The sequence below is a fragment of the Streptomyces sp. NPDC088354 genome (genome assembly GCF_044753585.1).
GTDB lineage: Bacteria > Actinomycetota > Actinomycetes > Streptomycetales > Streptomycetaceae > Actinacidiphila.
On sequence record NZ_JBIVNJ010000005.1, the window covers coordinates 16,794 to 36,777 of the forward strand.

The window sequence follows — 19,984 nt, forward strand, 5'->3', positions numbered from 1 at the left end:
CGCACGTCACTCCTGACGCCTGGCGACCACGACGGATGCCGGGCGCAGTTGCGACCCGCCCTCGCCGTAGCCGGGACGCACCACCTGGACCACGGAGTTCGGCTCCGCCGCCGGGTCGTCGACCACTCCGACGACCTCGTGGCGGGCCGGGTCGAAGGGCACCGCGGTCTCCTCGTGGCGGGGGTACCCGAGACCGCGCAGCACCTCAACGGCCTGGTCGCGCACCGCCTTGACGCCCTCCAGCACGGCGGAGGCGTCCTCCGACCCGGAGTGGACGAGGGCCAGTTCGAGGTTGTCGAGCACCGGCAGCCAGGCGGCCGCCGTACGGGTGCGTTCGGTGAGCCGTTCGCGCTCCAGCTCCCTGGCCTGGCGCTTGCGGACGTTGTCCAGGTCGGCGAGGGCACGACGCCAGCGGTCCTGCAACTCCTCGAGCGCGGCGGCGTGTTCGTCCGGCCCGGGGGCGGCCCCCGCGGCGGCCGCCCCCGTCACCTCCTGCGGGGCCTGCCCGGGGACCTCGGCCGGCACGTCGACGGGTTCGGGCCGGGGCGTCGTCGGTTCCTGTTCGGTGGACATGAGCGCACATCAGCCCTTGTCGAACTCGGCGTCGATCACGTCGTCGTCCGCGCCCGCGCCGCCGACGTGGCTCTCCTGCCCCGTGCCAGCCCCGGCGGCCGGCTCCTGCGCCCCGGGGCCCGCGGAGGGCCGGGCCGCGGCCAGTGAGGCGTGGATCTGCTGGAGGTCCGAGGTCAGCGACCGGACGCGGTCCAGCGCCGCCTCCTGCTTGACGGCTTCCCTGGCGTCGGCCACGAGCATCTCCGCCCGCGCCTTCTCGTGCGCCGGGGCGGCCTCGCCCAGTTCGTCGAGCCGGCGCTCCACCTGGTAGGCGACCGCGTCCAGCTCGTTGCGGGCGTCCACGCCCTCGCGCAGCGCCTTGTCCTCGCCGCGGTGCTGCTCGGCCTCCCGCACCATCCGCTCGATCTCGCCCTGTTCGAGGTTGGACCCCTCGCTGATGGTGATGCCCTGCTCGGCGCCGGTGTCCTTGTCGCGGGCGGTGACGTTCAGGATGCCGTTGGCGTCGACGTCGAAGGTGACCTCGACCTGCGGCTCCCCACGCGGTGCGGGCCGGATGTCCTTGAGCTGGAAGCGGCCGAGCACGCGGTTGTCGGCCGCGGACTCGCGCTCGCCCTGCAGCACCACCACGTCCACCGCCGGCTGGTTGTCCTCCGCGGTCGAGAACGTCTCGGCGCGGCGCACCGGGACCGTGGTGTTCCGGTCGATGATCTTGGTCATCACGCCACCGCGGGTCTCCACGCCGAGCGAGAGCGGGGTCACGTCCAGCAGCAGGACGTCCTTGACCTCGCCCTTGAGCACGCCGGCCTGGATCGCGGCGCCCAGGGCCACGACCTCGTCGGGGTTGACGCTCATGTTGGGTTCCTTGCCGCCGGTCAGCCGGCGGACCAGCTGCTGGACGGCGGGGATGCGCGTGGAGCCGCCGACGAGGATGACCTCGTCGATGTCGTTCTCGCCGATCTTGGCGTCGGCCATCGCCTGCTTGACCGGCCCCATGGTGCGTTCGACGAGGTCCGCGGTGATCTGCTCGAAGGTGGAGCGCATGACCGTCTCGGTCAGGTGCTTGGGGCCGGACGCGTCGGCGGTGATGAACGGCAGGCTCACCTGCGTCTGCGTCACCGAGCTCAGCTCCGTCTTGGCCTTCTCCGCGGCCTCGAAGAGGCGCTGCAGTGCCTGCGGGTCCTTGCGCAGGTCGATGCCGTTCTCCTTCTGGAACCGGTCCGCGAGGTAGTCCACCAGGCGGCGGTCGAAGTCGTCGCCGCCCAGATGGCTGTCGCCCGCGGTGGACCGCACCTCGACCACGCCGTCCCCGACGTCGAGCAGGCTCACGTCGAAGGTGCCGCCGCCCAGGTCGAACACGAGCACCGTCTCGTGCTCCTTCTTGTCCAGGCCGTAGGCGAGCGCCGCCGCGGTCGGCTCGTTGATGATGCGCAGGACCTCCAGACCCGCGATGCGGCCGGCGTCCTTGGTGGCGGTGCGCTGGGCGTCGTTGAAGTAGGCGGGCACCGTGATGACCGCCTCCGTCACGCGCTCTCCCAACTGCTTCCCGGCGTCGTCGGCGAGCTTGCGCAGCACCAGGGCGCTGATCTCCTCCGGCGCGTAGAGCTTGTCGCGGATCTTGAAGCGCGCGTTGCCGTGCTCGTCGGGCACGACGTCGAAGCCGACGGCCTTCGCCTCCTCCGGGATCTCGTCGTAGCGGCGGCCGATGAAGCGCTTGGCCGAGTAGATGGTGCCCTTGGGGTTGAGGATCGCCTGCCGCCGGGCGAGCTGGCCGACCAGGCGTTCACCGGTGTCGGTGAACGCGACCACCGACGGGGTCGTGCGGTTGCCCTCGGAGTTGGGGATCACCGTCGCCTCCCCGCCCTCCCAAGCGGCGATCACCGAGTTGGTGGTCCCGAGGTCGATCCCGACTGCCTTGGCCATGGGGTGCTCCTTCACGTCGAGGGCTTCCCGCCCGTCCGCGCGCTGCGCTGCGCTGCGAACCGGCACCGGGGGCCGGTGGCCGCCCTGCGGGAGACCTGTAGGCACAAGGCGGCGCGATGGAGGGCCCCGGCGCCGGCATCGGCTCCAGCGTCCCGGCCGGAACCGGTCGGCTGCCTGCGCCTGCCGGGACCAAATCCGCGGTGTTTCTCGTCCTGGCAGCACAAGGTGTCGATTAGGTACGGAAATGGGCAAATCGTGCATGACTCGGCCAGGAGCGGTGATGGGGCGTGGAGGAGTGGTTCGTCGAAGAGGAGCCGGCTCACCATGAGCGCTTCCATGAGCGAGGCCGACCGGGTCCGCACGGCCGGTACGGCCCGCACGGCCCGCGCCAGGAACTGGGACCAGGAGCACCTGGCGAATCTCTACAGTCTCTTCGTCCTCTCGATGATCATGAACGACGGCCGGGACGAGGCCGACATCATGCGGCTGGCCCTGACGTCCGTCGCGGCACTCGGCCCCTGCCGCGCGGAGGCCGGCCACCTCACCGCCGACGGGTCCGGCGCCGACGTCCCCTCGGCCGGCCGGCGCGCCCTGCCGGGACTCGGCGACCGCCTGCGGCAGCTGGACGGCAGGGAAGGGCCCGTCCTCGTGCCCGGGCGTGCCTGGGGATGGGCCTTCGCCCTGCACACCCGGGGCGGCGGCATCGGGCACCTCGTGGTCAGCGCGCCCACGACGCCCACCGACGACGAGCGCTTCCTGATCCACGTGCTCGCCCAGCAGACCTCGGCCGCCCTGGCGAACGCCGCGGCCCGGCGCCGCGAACGCGAGCACGCCGAGGAGCTGCGGCGGCTCAACGAGGAACGGGAGAGCGTGAACGCACAGCTCGCCGCGTCCGTCGCCGAGCTCACCTACCAGCGGACCGTCCACGAGGTGCTCAGCGAGGCGACGGCGAGCGGCAGCGGCGTGGCGGGCATCGCCGCGGCCGTCCACCGGCTCACCGGCTGCCCCGTGGCCATCGAGGACCGCTTCGGCAACCTGCGGGCCTGGGCCGGTCCTGGCCGCCCCGATCCGTACCCCAAGCCCGACGCCGCCCGGCGCGAGCTGCTGCTGCAGGAGGCCGCCCGCAGGCTGCGGCCGCTGCGCGTCGGCGACCGTCTCATCGCCGTGGTCCAGCACCGCGGCGAGGTCCTGGGGGCCATGGCCCTGGTCGCCGCGGAGGACCGCCGCGACGAACAGGACGAGTTCACCCTCGACCACGCGTGCACCGCGCTCTCCCTGGAACTGGCCCACCTGCACAGCCTCGCCGAGGTGGAGCTGCGGCTGCGCCGCGAGCTCGTGGACGACCTGGTCGCGGGGACCGACGACGAGAGCGCGTACGCCCGCGCCGCCGCGATCGGGCACGACCTGCACGGCCCGCACTATCCGGCCGTCGTCCAGTGGGAGGGCCGGGCGGCCGACGACGCCTTCGTCCAGGCGGTCGGCCGCGCCGCAGCCGGACTGCGGCTGCGATGCCTGCCGGCGCGGCGGTCGGGCATGGCCGTCCTCGTCCTCCGGGGCCGACCCCCCGCGGACGCGCTCCACCAGGCGGTCTCCCGCGAACTGGGCACCGCCAGGGGCGCGATCGGTGTGGGAGGCCGCTGCGACGCCCCGCGCGACCTCCCGCGCTCCTTCCAGCAGGCGCTCAGGGCCCTGGAGGTGCGCTGCCGCTCCCAGTCCCCGAACGGTGCCACGACCTTCGACGACCTGGGCTTCTACCGCATCCTCGGAACGGGCGACGGCGACTACCAGGAGGTCGGCCACTTCGTCCGGGAATGGCTCGGCCCGCTCCTGGACTACGACGCCGCGCACCACTGCGACCTGGCCCGCACCCTCGCGCAGTACTTCGAGTGCGGGGGCAACTACGACGCGACGGCCGCCGCCCTGGACATCCACCGCAGCACGCTGCGGTACCGGCTGCAGCGCATCCGCGACGTCGGCGGGAACGACCTCACGGACGTCGACAGCAGGCTCAACCTGCACGTCGCGACGCGGTTGTGGAAGGTCCTGGACGGCGGCGGTCCGTGACGAGGAGCACTCCATGGAGCAGCACGCCTCCGCCGGGACGGCCTCCGTGACCGTCGCCACCGTGGGCGGCGTGCCCCTGCGCCGGGGCGACCACCTGTGCGCCTTCTACCGGGGGCGCGCGGAACGCGACCGGCTCGTCACCCCCTTCCTCGCGGACGGGCTCCGCAAGGGGCACGCCTGCACGCTGCTGGCCGCGCCGGACGAGGGCCGGGCGTACCGCGACGCGCTGGCCGCCGAGGTGCCGCCCCTCGGCCCGGCGGCCGACCGCCTCCTGGTCAGGGACCCGCGGGACGTCCACCAGCGGAACGGGGTCTTCGACGGAGCCTTCGGCGGAGCTTCCGAGGGGGCCTTCGACGGGGACGGCGCCGGCGACGGGAGCGGGAACCGCCGTCCCGGGCTGCTGCGGATCGCCGCGGACATGAGCTGGGCGCATCCCCTGGTGCGGCCGGACTTCGTCCGCGAGTTGGTCGAGCACGAGACGCGCGCCACCTCCTGGCTGCGGGCCTGTCCGCAGGTGGGCCTGTGCATGTACGACCTCGAACTCTTCGGCGGGGACCTGATCATCCCCATGGTCAAGGCGCACCCCAGGGTGTGGCTCGGCGGCATGGTCGTGGAGAACCCCTACTACCTCGGCCAGGGCCTCGATCCGGGCCCCGGCGCCGGCCCCGCGGGAACCGAGGTGAGCTGACGGCCGCGGCCGTCATCCGGCCCGTCTGTGGTCCGTCCGCGCGACACGCGATACTGGCGGCATGAAGCTGACGGTGTTCTGGGAGCGGATGTACGCGCACTTCGGTGATGCCTACGCCGACTCGTTCGCGCGTGACCATGTCATGTCCGAGCTGGGTGGCCGGACCGTGTACCAGGCGCTGGAGGCGGGCTGGGCGGCGAAGGACATCTGGCGCGCGGTGTGTGCCGCGATGGACGTACCGGCCTCGCGGCGCTGACCACTGCGGGAGACTGTGCCCGTGGCAGGAAGCGACGAGACGACGAGCCGAATACCCGCCGGACTGCCCGGGGGTCCGGGGGAGGGCGCCGGGGACGGGGGCGGGGGCGGGATGCCGAGGATGCCCCGGTGGCTGCCGCGGGCCATGGTGCTGGCGGTGGCGCTGCTGGCCGCGCTCCAACTGGCGGAGTGGGCCTTCCACCAGGTCATCGGGCTGCTGGTGAACATCCTGCTGGCCTTCTTCGCCGCCCTGGCGATGGAGCCGGCGGTGGACTGGATGGCCGCCCGCGGCATGCGCCGGGGGCTGGCGACCGGGCTGGTCTTCCTGGCGGTCCTGACCCTGGGCGGCGTCTTCGTGGTGCTGCTGGGGTCGCTGCTGGTGGACCAGATCACCTCGATCGGCCGGAATCTGCCGGAGTACGTCGACGACGTGGTGCTGTGGGTCAACCACACCTTCGGCACCGACCTGTCCGTCGGCAAGCTGCAGCAGAACGTCCTGCACTCCGACTGGCTGCGCAATTACGTGCAGAAGCAGGCGGGCAACGTCTGGGGGCTCTCGGCGACCGTCCTGGGCGGGGTCTTCCAGGTGCTGACGATCACCCTGTTCACCTTCTACTTCGCCGCCGACGGCCCCCGGCTGCGGCGGGCGGTGTGCTCGGTGCTGCCGCCGGCCCGGCAGGCGGAGGTGCTGCGCGCCTGGGAGATAGCCGTCGCCAAGACGGGCGGCTACCTCTACTCGCGGGCGCTGATGGCGCTGATCTCCGCGGTCGCCCACTACGTGCTCTTCCAGGTCCTCGGCATCCCGTACGCCCCGGCGCTGGCGGTGTGGGTCGGCGTGGTCTCGCAGTTCGTGCCGACGGTCGGCACCTACCTGGCCGGGGCGCTCCCGATGCTCATCGCGTTCACGCAGGATCCGTGGGACGCGGTGTGGGTGCTCGGGTTCGTCGTGGTCTACCAGCAGTTCGAGAACTACCTGGTGCAGCCGCGGATCACCGCGCGCACCGTCGACATCCACCCGGCGGTGGCCTTCGGCTCGGTCATCGTGGGCACCGCGCTGCTCGGCGCGGTCGGGGCGCTGGTGGCGATCCCGGCGACGGCGACCCTGCAGGGTTTCCTCGGTGCGTACGTGAAGCGGTACGCGGTGACCGACCCGCGGGCCCATGAGCCGCAGCCGCGGCGGATCCGATGGCCGCGGATGCCGTGGCGGGGGACGGACGGCGCCGCGGGCGACCGGGACGGTGGCCGTGGCGACGGTGGCGCCTGAGCCGTGCGTGTCGCTTGACACGCAAATCGAACATCCATTCTCATGAGTGTGGCGGGCCGATTTCCGCGGAGTTATCCACAGGCCCGAGCGACGCCGGGACGCATTGTCAGTGGCAGGCAGTAGCGTCTTGGACGTGAAGCGAACGACTCAGACACCCAGGGTGGAACCCATGGCAGGAACCGATCGCGAGAAGGCGCTCGACGCCGCGCTCGCACAGATTGAACGGCAGTTCGGCAAGGGTGCCGTCATGCGGCTCGGCGACCGGCCGAACGAGCCCATCGAGGTCATCTCGACGGGGTCCACCGCCCTGGACGTCGCGCTCGGCGTCGGCGGCCTGCCGCGCGGCCGCGTGGTCGAGGTCTACGGCCCGGAGTCCTCCGGCAAGACGACCCTGACGCTGCACGCGGTGGCCAACGCCCAGCGCGCCGGCGGCAAGGTCGCCTTCGTGGACGCCGAGCACGCCCTCGACCCCGACTACGCCAAGCGCCTCGGCGTGGACGTGGACTCGCTGCTGCTCTCCCAGCCGGACAACGGCGAGCAGGCCCTCGAGATCACCGACATGCTGATCCGCTCCGGCGCGCTGGACCTCATCGTGATCGACTCCGTGGCGGCCCTCGTGCCGCGGGCCGAGATCGAGGGCGAGATGGGTGACTCGCACGTGGGTCTCCAGGCCCGTCTGATGAGCCAGGCGCTGCGCAAGATCACCGGTGCGCTCAGCCAGTCCAAGACCACTGCGATCTTCATCAACCAGCTCCGCGAGAAGGTCGGCGTCATGTTCGGCTCGCCGGAGACCACCACCGGTGGCCGCGCGCTGAAGTTCTACGCCTCCGTGCGTCTGGACATCCGCCGCATCGAGACCCTGAAGGACGGCACCGACGCGGTCGGCAACCGCACCCGGGTCAAGGTCGTCAAGAACAAGGTCGCGCCGCCCTTCAAGCAGGCCGAGTTCGACATCCTCTACGGCCAGGGCATCAGCCGTGAGGGCGGCCTGATCGACATGGGCGTGGACCACGGCTTCATCCGCAAGTCCGGTGCCTGGTACACCTACGAGGGCGACCAGCTCGGCCAGGGCAAGGAGAACGCGCGCAACTTCCTGCGCGACAACCCCGACCTCGCCGACGAGATCGAGAAGAAGATCAAGGAGAAGCTCGGCATCGGCGTCCGGCCCGAGGCTCCGGGCGAGCAGCCCGGGGCGGACGCCGCCGGTCCCGCCGCGCCGGCCGAGGGTGACGCCGCGGCTCCGGCGGCCGCAGCCGCGACGGCGGCCGCCCCGGCGGCCAAGACCGCCAAGGCGACCAAGGCCACGGCGGCAGCCAAGGCCTGACGGTGGCATCCGGGCACAAGGATCGTGGCGGCTCTTTCTCGTCGAGGGCCGAGCAAGAGCCGCCACTTGACCCCGTGGAGCAGGCGCGGGCGCTCTGCCTGCGCCTGCTCACGGGGACCCCGCGCACGCGCAAGCAACTCGCGGACGCCATGCGCCGCCGGGACATCCCGGAGGAGGCGGCCGAGGAGGTACTGGAGCGGTTCGAGGACGTGGGGCTCATCGACGACCAGGCCTTCGCCCACGCATGGGTGGAGTCCCGGCACCGCGGCCGGGGTCTTGCGCGGCGCGCCCTCGCCCAGGAGCTGCGCACCCGGGGTGTGGACGCCGAGGCGATCGGCCATGCCGTCGAGCAACTCGACCCCGAACAGGAGGAGTCCACGGCCCGCGCCCTCGTCGACCGCAAGCTGCGGGCCACCCGCGGTCTGGACCGGGAGAAGCGTATCCGCCGGCTCGCCGGCATGCTCGCCCGCAAGGGGTACGCGGAGGGACTCGCCCTGAGGGTGGTGCGCCGCGCCCTGGAGGAGGAGGGTGACGACCCGGAGGCGCTGGAGTACTACCTGCCGGACTGAACCATCGTTGAGGTTCCTTGACCGTGCCTCTGAGTCGACCTAGCCTCACAACTGGTGAGGTGAGGGATCGTGGCCTCGCAGACACGGGAGTTGGTGCCATGGGCATCGCGCTGGGGACCGGATCCGTACTCACTGTCGTGGCCGTCTCCGTCACGGTCGTCGTCGTTTCCGCTGTCATCTCGTTCGCGCTGCTGTTGCGGCTGCGCGCGGAGCGCGAGCGGCTCCGCACGGCCGCCGAGCGCGAGGCCCGGGAGATCCGGGCCGCCGCCAAGGAGGAAGTCCGGGAGATCCGGGCCGACTTGGAGCGTCGCGAACAGCGGCTCATCGACCGCGAGGCCCGCATCGACGCCGAGTCCGAGCAACTGCACCGGCGGCGCCGTGAATTGGCCGACGAGCGCGACGAGCTGGACCGCCGCCGCGCCGAGGTGAACCGGCTGGAGGACGAGCGGCGTGCCGTCCTGGAGCGGGTCGCCCTCTACACCTCGGCCGAGGCCCGCGGCGACCTGATCCGCTCTGTGGAACAGCAGGCCAAACGCGAGGCCGCCCTGACGGTACGGGACATCGAGCGCGCCGCCCGCGACCGCGGGGAGGAGCGGGCCCGGCGCATCGTGGCCGCCGCGATCCAGCGGGTGGCGACCGAGCAGACCGCCGAGTCCGTGGTCTCCGTGCTGCAGCTGCCCGGGGACGACATGAAGGGCCGCATCATCGGCCGCGAGGGGCGCAACATCCGGGCCTTCGAGGCGATCACCGGCGTCAATCTGATCATCGACGACACTCCCGAGGCGGTGCTGCTCTCCTGCTTCGACCCGGTGCGCCGTGAGGTCGCCCGCCTCGCGCTGGACGCACTGGTCACCGACGGCCGCATCCACCCGCACCGTATCGAGGAGGTCTACGAGCGCAAGGTCGCCGAGGTCGAGCAGCTGTGCGTCCGGCACGGGGAGGACGCGCTGACCGAGGTCGGCATCACCGACATGCACCCGGAGCTGGTCACCCTGCTCGGGCGGCTGCGCTACCGGACCTCGTACGGGCAGAACGTGCTCGGCCACCTCCTGGAGTCCGCGCACATCGCCGGCATGATGGCCGCCGAACTCGGCGTCGAGCCCGCCCCGGTCAAGCGCGGCTCCCTGCTGCACGACATCGGCAAGGCCCTCACGCACGAGGTCGAGGGCAGCCACGCCCTCATCGGCGCGGACCTCGCGCGCCGGCACGGCGAGTCGGAGGACGTCGTCCATGCCATCGAGGCCCACCACAACGAGGTCGACCCGCGCACCGTCGAAGCCGTCCTCACCCAGGCCGCCGACGCCATCTCCGGCGGCCGCCCCGGCGCCCGTCGCGAGTCCCTGGAGAACTACGTCCGCCGCCTCAAGCGCCTGGAGGAGATCGCCGCGGCCCAGCCAGGTGTCGTCAAGGTCTTCGCCATGCAGGCCGGCCGCGAGGTCCGGGTGATGGTACGCCCCGACGACGTCGACGACATCCAGGCCCAGGTCATCGCCCGCGACGTCGCCAAACAGGTCGAGGAGGAACTCACCTACCCCGGGCAGATCCGGATCACCGTGGTCCGCGAGTCCCGTGCCACCGAGTTCGCCCGCTGAACGGGCGAACCGGAGAACCGGCGAATCGGTGACCGCCGCTCAGTGCGGGACGGGGTCCTCGACCGGTGACGGGGGGCCGCCGCGGGCGAGGTCGGCGTAGGCGTACAGCTCGGTCGGACGGCAGCCGGTCATCACGGCGACGAGGTGGCCGTCGGGGCGGATCAGGAGCACGCTGTGCGCCGTGGAGCCCGGATAGGCGTCCGTGACCAGGAGTTCGGCGCGCTGGGGGAGAGCGGAGACCGCCTTGGCGAGTCGAGGCATCAGGCCCGCGGTGAGCCAGTGCCGGCTCTCCCACACACCGGTCCCGGGGGCGACGAGGACGACCAGCAGGTCCCGCCCCAGGTGCTCGTACAGATGTCCCTGGGTGCCGTCGAGGGCCGTGACGGGGACGTCGGTCACGGCGCCGCCGGGCGGTGTGGCGCAGGCGGCGACCAGCGGGGACGGCGCGTCGGCGGGGCCGCCGGCGGAGGGCGGGGCGGAGCCGCGCGGCGCCGGCAGGGCGAGCGGGGACCGGGCGTAGACCGGCGAGGCCCCCAGGGGACCGCGGCCGATGTGGCTGTCGGTGAGGAGTTCGGCGTACCGCCGGGCGGAGCCGGACAGCACCGAGCGGCGGACGGTGTGCCAGACGCCGTTGGCCCGCAGCAGCGGCAGCACCTGGTCGGTGGCGCGCAGCCGGGCACCGACGGCGCCCCGCCGTTCGGCCTGGTAGCTGTCGAGCAGGGTGTCGGAGGCCCCGTGGTGCCAGGCCAGCGACAGCTTCCAGCCGAGGTTGTCCGCGTCCCGCAGGCCCTCCTCGACGCTCTGCGCGCCGAGCGCGCCCGTCAGGTGGGCCGCGTCGCCCGCGAGGAAGACCCGTCCCGCGCGCCAGCGCCGGGCGAGCCGCTGGTGCACCGGGTACTCGGCGGAGCCCAGCAGTTCGTACGGCGGAACGCTTCCGCACCAGGCCGTGAGGGTGCCCCGGACGCGGGACACCAACTCGTCCGAGGTGAGGTCCGCGCCGCGGGCGGGCAGCAGCCAGTCGAGCCGCCACACGCCGTCCGGCAGCGGACGCGCCGTCACCTCCGGCCCCGCGCCCGGTCCCGGGGGTTCGCGGTGCAGCAGGGCCACGCCCTCGTCCGGGAGTGCGACCTTCAGCGCGGCGACCGCGTGCCGGTCGACGGCGGTGCGGCCGGGGAAGCGCACCCCGAGCAGCTTGCGCACCGTGGAGCGCGGCCCGTCGCAGCCGACCAGGTGACTGCCGCGCCACCAGGTGCCGTTGGCGCCCCGGGTACGCACGCTCACCCCGGAGTCGTCCTGTTCCACGGCGTCCACGTGCGCCCCGGGCACGAGCCGGGCCAGGGCCTGGGCGCCGATCGCGGCGCGCAGGCCGTGCTCCAGCCGCTCCTGGGTGATGTGCAGGGGAGAGGGGCCCTGACCGCTGTGCCCCTCGGTGCCGAACTCGACGCGGACCGTCTCCTGGCGGCGCCGCAGCGTCCGCCAGGCCGTCCACGTCGCGCCGTCCTCGTACACGCGGGTGTGGCCGAGCCGGGCGACCAGGGATGCGGTCTCCGGGGTCAGGACGGCGGTGCGCTCCGGGGACGGTGAGGGCGCGTGGTCGTATTCGTCGAGAACGATGCTCGGCACGCCGTGCCGCGCCAGGGAGAGAGCGAGGGCGAGTCCGGTCGGACCCGCCCCCGCGATGATCACCGGGTCCACGGTGCGGTCCCGGGAAGATGTGCAGTCACATTGCGTATGCAACCCACTGCGGGTGCGTGCGTCAAGTGACGACACCTGGCCGAGGGGGGTGCGCCTGGCGCACCGTCACTCCGCCGCGGCCTCCACGGCCTTGATGTCACCGGCCTTGGGCGGGGCACCCTTGCGGCTGCGGCGGCCCCGCCGTTCGATCCAGTTGGCGAGCGCGCTGAGGGCCAGGCACATCGCGATGTAGATCGGCCCGATCACGATGATCATCGGGATGAAGGGGAAGCCGGCGCTGTTCTTGGCGATGAGGTTGCCGGTGTAGAGCAGTTCCTCGTAGGTGATGATGTAGCCCAGCGAGGTGTCCTTGAGGGTGACCACCACCTGGCTGATGATCGAGGGCAGCATCGCCCGCACCGCCTGCGGGATCAGCACGGAGACCATGACCTGCGTCTTGCGCAGGCCGATGGCGTACGCCGCCTCGCGCTGCCCCTTGGGCACGGCGTTGATGCCGGCCCGGAAGATCTCGGCCTGCACGGAGCCGTTGTAGAGGGTCAGGCCGATCACCAGGGCCCACAGCGGGGCGGAGGTGAAGACGCCCACGTACAGCGCGAAGATCATGATGAGCAGCGGCATCGCGCGGAAGAACTCCACGACGACGGTGGCCACCCAGCGCACGGGCGCGTGGTCGGAGAGCCGGCCGGTGGCCAGCAGCGCGCCCAGCAGCAGGGAGAGCACCACGGCCAGCGCGAAGGCCTTCAAGGTGGCGAGCAGGCCGTCGAGGATCCGCTGCTGGATGTCGGCGTACTGGAACGGCTCCCACAGGTACGAGGCGAACTGCCCCGAGTCGTCGAGCCGCCGGTAGACGAACCACAGCAGCGCGAGGATGGCCAGCGCGGCGACCGCGCCGATGGCACGGTTGCGGATCCTGGCCCGCGGGCCGGGGGCGTCGAAGAGGACGTTCGCGCTCATCGGGCCACCGCCAGCCGGGTCTCGAGCAGCCGGAAGACGGCGCTGATGAAGAAGGTGATGATCAGGTACGCGATCGCCACCCAGATGAAGATGACGAAGATGTTGTAGCCCTTCTCGCCGAGCGTCTTCTGGACGCTGAACAGCTCGAAGACGCTGAAGCCGCCGGCGATCGCGGAGTTCTTGGCCAGCGCGATGAGCAGGCTGCCCAGCGGCGGCAGGACCGTGCGGGTGGCCTGCGGCAGGATGATCAGCCGCAGGGTCTGCGTGAAGGTCATCCCGAGGCTGCGGGCGGCCTCGGCCTGGCCCAGCGGCACCGTGTTCATGCCCGAGCGCACCGCCTCGCAGATGAAGGCCGAGGTGTAGCAGCTCAGGGCGAGCACGGCGAGCTGGAAGAAGCTCCAGGTGTTCAGCCCCAGCCGGGGCAGCACCAGTGCCGCGACGAAGAAGAGCAGGGTCAGGGGGGTGTTCCGCAGCAGCGTGACCCACACGGCGCCGAAGTAGCGCAGCGGCGGCACGGGGGACACCCGGAACGCGGCCATGATCACCCCGAGCACCAGGGCGATCGCCCCGCTGAGCGCGGTCAGCTCGACCGTGCCGAGGAACCCCTCGCGGAAGAGCGCGAAGTTGTCCAGCAGTACGTTCATCGATTCTCCGAAACCGATTCTCCGAAAAGGGGTGCGCCGGCGGCCGCACCGGGCCGCCGGCGCATCACGCTCGGGCTGTGCCGGGGGATGGACGGGACCCGTGTCAGGGCCGGGTCCCGTCCGCAGGGGGGAGGGTCAGGACTGGAGCTGCGGGATCTCGGCACTCACGCCGGACTTGCCGAGCGTGGCGTCGTAGGCCTTCTTCCAGTCGCCGTTGTCCTCGTGGTTCTTCAGGGCCTCGGTGATCGCCTTCTGCAGGACGGTGTCGTCCTTGAGCAGGCCGACGCCGTAGGGCTCCTCGGAGAACGGCTTGCCGATGACCTCCAGGTTGGCCGGGTCCTGCGCGGCGTAGCCCTTGAGGATGGCGTCGTCGGTGGTGACCGCGTCGACCTGGCCGGAGGCGAGGTTCTGCACGCACAGCGAGTACGAGTCGTACTCGACGGTCTTGGCGCCGTAGCCGCCGTCCTTGATGCGCTGGATGGAGGTGGAGCCGGTGGCCGAGCAGACCTTCTTGCCCTTGAGGTCGTCGGTGCTCTTGATGCCGCCGCCCTTCTTGACCAGGAGGTCCTGGCCCGCGACGAAGTACGGGCCGGCGAAGGAGATCTGCTTCTTGCGCTCGTCGTTGATCGTGTAGGTGCCGACGTAGTAGTCGACCTGGCCGCCGGAGATGGCGGTCTCGCGGTTGGCCGACTGGATCGTCTTGAACTCGATCTTGTTTTCGTCGAAGCCGAGGTCGGCGGCGACCATCTTGGCGATCTCGATGTCGAAGCCGGAGTACTTCTTGCTGCCCGGGTCCTGGTAACCCAGGTTCGGCTGGTCGGCCTTGACGCCGATGACGAGCTTGCCGTCCTTCTTGATCCGGTCCCAGGTCTTGGAGCCGGCCAGGTCCACACCGGACTTGACGGTGTACGAGGGCAGTTCGGCGGCGGCGGCGCTGCTGGAGCCGCCCGTGGGCGCGCTGGAGGAGGGCGAGCCCTCCTTGCCGCACGCGGTGGCGGTCGCGGTCAGCGCCAGGACGGCGAGTCCGGCGGCGGCAGTGGTACGGAACCTCATCGTCATCATCCTTAGGTCGGCAAACCTCAGTGGTGGAGGATCTTCGAAAGGAAGTCCTTGGCCCGGTCGCTCCGGGGATTGCTGAAGAACTGGTCCGGCGTCGCCTCTTCGACGATCCGGCCGTCGGCCATGAAGACCACCCGGTTGGCGGCGGACCGCGCGAAGCCCATCTCGTGGGTGACGACGACCATCGTCATGCCGTCGCGCGCGAGCTGCTGCATGACCTCCAGCACCTCGTTGATCATCTCCGGGTCGAGCGCGGAGGTCGGCTCGTCGAAGAGCATCACCTTCGGCTCCATCGCCAGCGCGCGGGCGATGGCGACGCGCTGCTGCTGGCCGCCGGAGAGCTGGGCCGGGTACTTGTCCGCCTGGCTGGCCACGCCCACCCGGTCCAGCAGGGTGCGGGCGCGTTCCTCGGCGGCCTTCTTGTCGGCCTTGCGGACCTTGATCTGCCCGAGTGTCACGTTCTCGAGCACGGTCTTGTGGGCGAAGAGGTTGAAGGACTGGAACACCATGCCGACGTCGGCGCGCAGCCGGGCGAGTTCCTTGCCCTCCGCGGGCAGTGGCCGGCCGTCGATCGTGATGCGGCCCGCGTCGATGGTCTCCAGCCGGTTGACGGCGCGGCACAGGGTCGACTTGCCCGACCCGGACGGGCCGATGACCACCACCACCTCACCGCGTCCGATGGTCAGGTTGATGTCCTGGAGCACGTGCAGAGCGCCGAAGTGCTTGTTCACGCCCTCCAGCACGACCAGGGCGTCGGCCGTGGGCCTGGCGTCCTCGGTCACCGGAACCTCCGTCATCGGCGTGTGCTCCATCCTCGTCGGTTGACTCATCGGTTGACCAGACCTTGAAGATCGACCCTATTGACATCGGGGGAACCGAGTCACCCGATCTGAGGGGAACTTGAGCATCACGATCCGATTACCGAAGGGCACAATTCCTGCACTCTGGGTGAGCGCGCCGGCCGGTGGAGCGTACCGGCTCCGTAACAGTCGGGCCGCGGCGCCCGGAGCGGCTTGACGCGCGCGTCGCCGATCCGCGTGGATGCGGGGGGATGGGTCATCATGGCCGGAACGCGAAGGCCCGACGGCGGGAGGTGAACGGATGAGGCTGCTGCTCGTGGAGGACGACCACCGGGTCGCCGCCGCGCTGTCCGCCGTGCTGGCCAAGCACGGGCTGCAGGTCACCCACGCCCGCAGCGGCGAGGAGGCGCTGCACGCGCTCCTGCCGGACCACGGTCCGGCCTACGACGTGGTGCTGCTCGACCTCGGCCTGCCCGACCAGGACGGCTTCGAGGTGTGCAGCAGGATCCGGCTGCGCACCGCCATACCCGTGATCATGGTCACGGCCCGCGCCGACGTGCGCTCCCGCATCCACGGGCTCAACCTCGGCGCCGACGACTACGTGGTGAAGCCGTACGACACCGGAGAGCTGCTCGCCCGCATCCACGCCGTCTGCCGCCGCAAGGCGCAGGAGGGGCCCGGTGTCGAGGGCGAGGGCGGCGAGGCCGTCGCGGACGGAGGGCCGATCCGGCTCGGGCCGGTCTGCCTGGAGCCGGCCACCCGCAAGGTGACCGTCGACGAGGAGCCGGTGGCGCTCACCCGCAAGGAGTTCGACCTGCTGGCGCTGCTCGCGCAGCGGCCCGGTGTGGTGTTCCGCCGCGAGCAGATCATCAGCGAGGTGTGGCGGACGAGCTGGGAGGGGACCGGGCGCACCCTCGAGGTGCACGTGGCGTCGCTGCGCTCCAAGCTGCGCCTGCCCTCCCTGATCGAGACCGTGCGCGGGGTCGGCTACCGGCTCGTCGTGCCGTCCTCCTAGGGGCGCGCGCGGTGCGCACCCGGCTGCTCCCCCTGCTCATCGTCCTCATGGCGGGTGTGCTGCTGGCGCTCGGCTTCCCGCTCGCCGCGAGCCTGGCCGCCGCCCAGCAGCAGCGGGTCGTCGTCGACCGCATCGACGACACCGCGCGCTTCGCCGCGCTCGCCCAGTACGTCAACACCGACACCGGCGGCGAGCGGGAGGGCACCCTCAAGGCCGACCTGCTGCAGTACCAGCAGGTCTACGGCATCCGGGCCGGCGTCTTCGGCCGCGACGGACGGCCGATCGCCTCGGCGCCGGCCGGCTGGCGGCTGCCGGAGGGCGGCGAGGCCAGGACCGCGTACCGCGAGGCGCTGGCCGGGCGCCGCAGCCACGACCCGCGGCAGATCTGGCCCTGGCAGCACCGCCGGCTGCCGGTCGCCTCCCCGGTGGTGCGGGACGGCGACGTCGTCGCGGTGGTGCTCACCGACTCGCCGACCGGCGCGATGCGCTCGCGCATCCTGCGCGGCTGGCTGCTGCTGGCGGCCGGGGAACTCGCCGCCATGGCGGTCGCCGTGATGGCCGCCTTCCGGCTCACCGGCTGGGTGCTGCGCCCGGTCCGGGTGCTGGACCGGGTTACCCACGACATCGCCACCGGGCGCATGAAGTCCCGTGTCGCGGCCGCCGGCGGGCCGCCCGAACTGCGCCGGCTGGCCCGCTCCTTCAACGAGATGGCCGACAACGTCGAGGAAGTGCTGGACCAGCAGCGGGCCTTCGTCGCCGACGCCTCGCACCAGTTGCGCAACCCGCTGTCGGCGCTGCTGCTGCGGATCGAGCTGCTGGGGCTGGAACTCCCCGAGGGCCACGAGGAGATCGCCTCGGTCCAGGAGGAGGGCAAGCGCCTGGCCTCGGTGCTGGACGACCTGCTCGGGCTGGCCACCGCCGAGCACGCCGAGGCCCACCTCGCCCTCGCCGACGTCGCCGCCCTCACCGCCGAACGCGTGGAGGCCTGGCGGCCGGTCGCCGACCGCGAGGGCGTGGAGCTGTCCTACGACGGCGTCGCGGCGGCCACCGGGTGGGCGGACCGGATCGCGCTGTCCAGCGCCCTGGACGCCGTCATCGACAACGCCCTGAAGTTCACCCCACGCGGTGAACGGGTCCGCGTCGGCACCGCCGTCGCCGTCCGGCCCGGCCGGGTCGAGGTCACCGTCGCCGACGGCGGCCCGGGCCTGAGCGCGGACGAACTCGCCCGCATCGGCGACCGGTTCTGGCGCAGTCCGCTCCACCAGAACGTGGACGGCTCGGGTCTGGGCCTGTCCATCGCGCGGGTCCTGCTGACCCAGGGCGGCGGCGGCATCTCCTACGCCCCGAACGAGCCGCACGGACTGCGCGTGACGCTCACCGTGCCGCGAACGGCTCCCTGAGGCCCGGACCGGCCTGCCGGGCCAGCGGATTGGAGCCTATGGAGTTGTGGATGCTGAAGTTGACGGCGTCCGAGCGGTAGCGGTCGTCCGACCACTCGACCGGGCGGCCCTTCTGCGTCGTCGTGACCCGCCGAACCCGCAGCAGCGGGCTGCCGCGCCGCAGGCCGAGCAGTTCCGCGTCCCTGGTGCCCGCCGCGACGGCGTCGATCAGGTGCTCGCCGTAGGCGAAGACCAGGCCGGTGTCGTCGTACAGCCGCTGGGTCACCGACTCGCAGCCCGGCTCGATGCGCCGCACCGCGGGGGCGATCCAGTCCGCGTACACCGTGCGCTCGACCAGGACGCGCTCGCCGTCCAGACCGCGCACGCGCAGCACGTACAGCACCTCGGTGCCCGGGCGCAGGTGCAGCCGCGCGGCGTCCTCGGTGTCGGCCGGCCGGGTCTCGGAGGAGACCACCTCGCCGGAGGCCGCGCGGCCCATGGCGCGGGCCCACTGGGCGAAGCTGCGCAGTTCCGCGAAGCTCTGGCTGCGCCGGCTGGCCAGGACGACCCGGCGGGCCCCCTGCCGGGAGCCGATCAGGCCCTCGGTGGTGAGCGCCGCGATCGCCTGCCGCACCGTGCCGCGCGAGACGCCGTAGCGGGCGGCCAGTTCGGTCTCCGGGGGCAACAGGGCACCGACTGTGTACTGCTCGTCGTCGATGGCCCGCCGCAGTTCCTCGGCGATCTCTTCGTGCCGCGCCGTCACCGCGTCCCCTTCCGTTCATTCGTTGTCTGCGCACAACATGGGTCAGCGTAGACGAGCCGGACCGGGGCCGTCGCAGGGGTATGGGTCAACTTGCCGGCAGCGCAGATCCGTTGTCATCAGCGGCGTACTGTTCTCCGGCCGCTGTCCGGGGTTCTCGCCCCGTTCACGGAAAGGACATGGATGCCGGGCCTACTGGGGGCAACTTGTTCAAACAAGTGATGCCGGTCCTGGTCGCCCAGGACCCGACACCCCTACCCAGGAGACATCCGTGCCCGCGTCCCTCCCGAAGGCGGCGTCCGTCGCCGCCGGTCTTGCTCTGACCGCGCTGGCCCTCAGCGCCTGTGGCTCCGCCCCCTCCACCCAGACCTCCGCCGACGGCAAGAGCGCCGCCACCGCGACCTCCGCCGAGGAGTTCGGCGGCATGGACGCCCTTGTGGCCGCCGCCAAGAAGGAGGGCACCCTCAACGCGATCGCCCTGCCCCGCGACTGGGCCAACTACGGCGAGCTGATCGACGGCTTCACCAAGAAGTACGGGATCAAGATCAACGACGAGACCCCGGACGCGGCCAGCCAGGACGAGATCAACGCCGTCACCTCCCGCAAGGGCCAGGACCGCGCCCCCGACGTCCTGGACCTCGGCAGCTCCTTCGCGGTCAGCGGCGCGCAGCAGGGCCTGTTCGCCTCCTACAAGGTCGCCTCCTTCGACGACATCCCGGCCGCCCAGAAGGACGCGCAGGCCCGCTGGTACAACGACTACGGCGGCTACGTCTCCATCGGCTGCGACGCCAAGCGGGTCAAGGCCTGCCCGACGACCTTCGCCGACCTGCTCAAGCCCGAGTACAAGGGCCAGGTGGCCCTGAACGGCAACCCGACCAAGTCCGGCTCCGCCTTCGGCGGCGTGTACGCGGCGGCCCTGGCCAACGGCGGCTCCTTCGACGACATCCAGGCCGGCCTGGACTTCTTCGCCAAGCTGAAGAAGAACGGCAACTACACGCCGGTCGAGTCCACCCCGGCCACCGTCGAGAAGGGCGAGACGCCCATCTCCATCGACTGGGACTACCTGAACGCCGGCTACGCCAAGGAGTTCGCCAGCAAGGGCCTGGACTGGAAGGTCTCCGTCCCCGAGGACGGCAAGTACGCCCAGTACTACTCCCAGGCGATCAACAAGGACGCCCCGCACCCCGCGGCCGCACGCCTGTGGCAGGAGTACCTCTACAGCGCCGAGGGCCAGAACCTGTGGCTCAAGGGCTTCGCCCGCCCCGTCCTGATGTCCGCCATGGAGACGGCCGGCACCCTCGACAAGGCCGCCGCCGCCGCGCTCCCCCCGGTCACCGGCACCCCGTCCTTCCCGACCGAGGACCAGCAGGCCAAGGCCAAGGACGTCCTCGCCCAGGGCTGGGCCAAGGCCGTCACCGGATGACCGACC

17 protein-coding genes and 1 pseudogene are annotated in these 19,984 nt (G+C 71.9%); 10 read left to right on the forward strand and 8 right to left on the reverse strand.

From position 1 onward, the window contains the following. Positions 1-6 precede the first annotated feature (6 nt). Both ACIP98_RS10230 and dnaK read right to left on the reverse strand, forming a co-directional pair. A complete protein-coding gene (locus ACIP98_RS10230; protein ID WP_401974873.1) occupies positions 7-573 on the reverse strand; it encodes a nucleotide exchange factor GrpE in 567 nt (188 codons plus the stop codon). Positions 574-582: 9 nt separating this feature from the next. Beyond that, on the reverse strand, positions 583-2,493 hold the full coding sequence (gene dnaK, locus ACIP98_RS10235) for a molecular chaperone DnaK (RefSeq protein ID WP_319659204.1): 1,911 nt from the start codon (positions 2,491-2,493) through the stop codon (positions 583-585). 324 nt (positions 2,494-2,817) lie between these two features. Between dnaK and ACIP98_RS10240 the strand changes: the two genes are divergently transcribed. From ACIP98_RS10240 to rny, 7 genes and pseudogenes are all read left to right on the forward strand, one after another. Next, on the forward strand, positions 2,818-4,557 hold the full coding sequence (locus tag ACIP98_RS10240) for a helix-turn-helix domain-containing protein (protein ID WP_319659203.1): 1,740 nt from the start codon (positions 2,818-2,820) through the stop codon (positions 4,555-4,557). A gap of 13 nt (positions 4,558-4,570) precedes the next feature. Then, complete coding sequence (locus ACIP98_RS10245; protein ID WP_401974877.1) at positions 4,571-5,245, forward strand: MEDS domain-containing protein; 675 nt, start codon at positions 4,571-4,573, stop codon at positions 5,243-5,245. Between the two features lie 61 nt (positions 5,246-5,306). Next, positions 5,307-5,501, forward strand: a complete 195-nt coding sequence (locus ACIP98_RS10250) for a DUF3046 domain-containing protein (RefSeq protein WP_319659201.1) — start codon at positions 5,307-5,309, stop codon at positions 5,499-5,501. A 21-nt stretch (positions 5,502-5,522) separates the two neighbouring features. Further along, on the forward strand, positions 5,523-6,764 hold the full coding sequence (locus ACIP98_RS10255; RefSeq protein WP_401974879.1) for an AI-2E family transporter: 1,242 nt from the start codon (positions 5,523-5,525) through the stop codon (positions 6,762-6,764). Positions 6,765-6,933: 169 nt separating this feature from the next. Continuing rightward, entirely contained in the window at positions 6,934-8,088 is a 1,155-nt protein-coding gene (gene recA / locus ACIP98_RS10260) for a recombinase RecA (RefSeq protein ID WP_319659200.1), read from the forward strand. Next, positions 8,037-8,657, forward strand: a pseudogene (gene recX, locus ACIP98_RS10265) (recombination regulator RecX); the annotation flags it as partial. The gene recA and the pseudogene recX, both read left to right, overlap by 52 nt. Before the next feature lie 98 nt (positions 8,658-8,755). Then, positions 8,756-10,249, forward strand: coding sequence for a ribonuclease Y (rny, locus tag ACIP98_RS10270; RefSeq protein ID WP_401974880.1), 1,494 nt, complete (start codon positions 8,756-8,758; stop codon positions 10,247-10,249). Positions 10,250-10,288: 39 nt separating this feature from the next. Here rny and ACIP98_RS10275 read toward each other — a convergent pair whose 3' ends face one another. The 5 genes from ACIP98_RS10275 to ACIP98_RS10295 all read right to left on the reverse strand — a co-directional run bounded on the left by ACIP98_RS10275 (position 10,289) and on the right by ACIP98_RS10295 (position 15,398). Beyond that, complete coding sequence (locus tag ACIP98_RS10275) at positions 10,289-11,944, reverse strand: FAD-dependent monooxygenase (protein WP_401974883.1); 1,656 nt, start codon at positions 11,942-11,944, stop codon at positions 10,289-10,291. 105 nt (positions 11,945-12,049) lie between these two features. Continuing rightward, positions 12,050-12,898, reverse strand: a complete 849-nt coding sequence (locus ACIP98_RS10280; RefSeq protein WP_319659197.1) for an amino acid ABC transporter permease — start codon at positions 12,896-12,898, stop codon at positions 12,050-12,052. Further along, positions 12,895-13,542 (reverse strand): amino acid ABC transporter permease, encoded by a 648-nt coding sequence (locus ACIP98_RS10285; protein WP_401974886.1) that lies wholly within the window; start codon positions 13,540-13,542, stop codon positions 12,895-12,897. Before ACIP98_RS10285 ends, ACIP98_RS10280 begins: the two co-directional genes overlap by 4 nt. 135 nt (positions 13,543-13,677) lie before the next feature. Beyond that, a complete protein-coding gene (locus tag ACIP98_RS10290; protein WP_319659195.1) occupies positions 13,678-14,595 on the reverse strand; it encodes a glutamate ABC transporter substrate-binding protein in 918 nt (305 codons plus the stop codon). Between the two features lie 26 nt (positions 14,596-14,621). Then, positions 14,622-15,398, reverse strand: a complete 777-nt coding sequence (locus tag ACIP98_RS10295; protein ID WP_319659194.1) for an amino acid ABC transporter ATP-binding protein — start codon at positions 15,396-15,398, stop codon at positions 14,622-14,624. Between the two features lie 304 nt (positions 15,399-15,702). Between ACIP98_RS10295 and ACIP98_RS10300 the strand changes: the two genes are divergently transcribed. Continuing rightward, a complete protein-coding gene (locus ACIP98_RS10300; RefSeq protein ID WP_401974890.1) occupies positions 15,703-16,416 on the forward strand; it encodes a response regulator transcription factor in 714 nt (237 codons plus the stop codon). A gap of 11 nt (positions 16,417-16,427) precedes the next feature. After that, complete coding sequence (locus ACIP98_RS10305) at positions 16,428-17,816, forward strand: HAMP domain-containing sensor histidine kinase (protein ID WP_319659192.1); 1,389 nt, start codon at positions 16,428-16,430, stop codon at positions 17,814-17,816. Here ACIP98_RS10305 and ACIP98_RS10310 read toward each other — a convergent pair. After that, positions 17,791-18,558: a GntR family transcriptional regulator gene (locus ACIP98_RS10310; protein ID WP_319659191.1), complete on the reverse strand. Its 768-nt coding sequence runs from the start codon at positions 18,556-18,558 to the stop codon at positions 17,791-17,793. The genes ACIP98_RS10305 and ACIP98_RS10310 overlap by 26 nt on opposite strands. Positions 18,559-18,826: 268 nt before the next feature. Between ACIP98_RS10310 and ACIP98_RS10315 the strand changes: the two genes are divergently transcribed. Continuing rightward, positions 18,827-19,978, forward strand: a complete 1,152-nt coding sequence (locus ACIP98_RS10315; protein ID WP_319659190.1) for an ABC transporter substrate-binding protein — start codon at positions 18,827-18,829, stop codon at positions 19,976-19,978. The last annotated feature ends 6 nt before the right edge of the window (positions 19,979-19,984 follow it).